Genomic DNA, 290 nt, shown 5'->3' with positions numbered 1-290 from the left:
CAAACTGTGTAAATGTATCACTGATCAGGATTACCTGACTGAATGTGCGGAGCTCATCTAAGAACTCTCTCGCTCCCGGAAGCGGATCGATCTTTGCGATTGTCTCCTGGATCTCTTTCAGTCCAAGACCATGCTCTTTCAGAATTCCAAGTCTCCAATTCATCAGTTTATCATAGTCAGGTTCGTCTCTTGTTGTCTTCTTGAGTTCCGGAATTCCACTCGCCTCTGCGAATGCAATCCAAATCTCCGGTACAAGTACTCCCTCTACATCAAGACATGTTATATACATC

The 290-nt window shown here is 44.5% G+C and carries 1 protein-coding gene; it reads right to left on the bottom strand.

Annotation, left to right across the window (positions count from 1 at the left end):
• On the bottom strand, positions 1 to 289 hold a 289-nt coding region (gene thrH, locus PZH32_RS13705), incomplete at its 3' end, for a bifunctional phosphoserine phosphatase/homoserine phosphotransferase ThrH (RefSeq protein ID WP_275208815.1).
• Between the last annotated feature and the right edge of the window lies 1 nt (position 290).

Origin of the sequence: Adlercreutzia equolifaciens (genome assembly GCF_029076695.1) — a bacterium.
In the GTDB taxonomy this organism is placed as follows: Bacteria; Actinomycetota; Coriobacteriia; order Coriobacteriales; family Eggerthellaceae; genus Adlercreutzia; species Adlercreutzia equolifaciens_A.
Note: the sequence above shows the minus strand (reverse complement) of the source record. Positions and strands in the feature narration are given on the sequence as shown.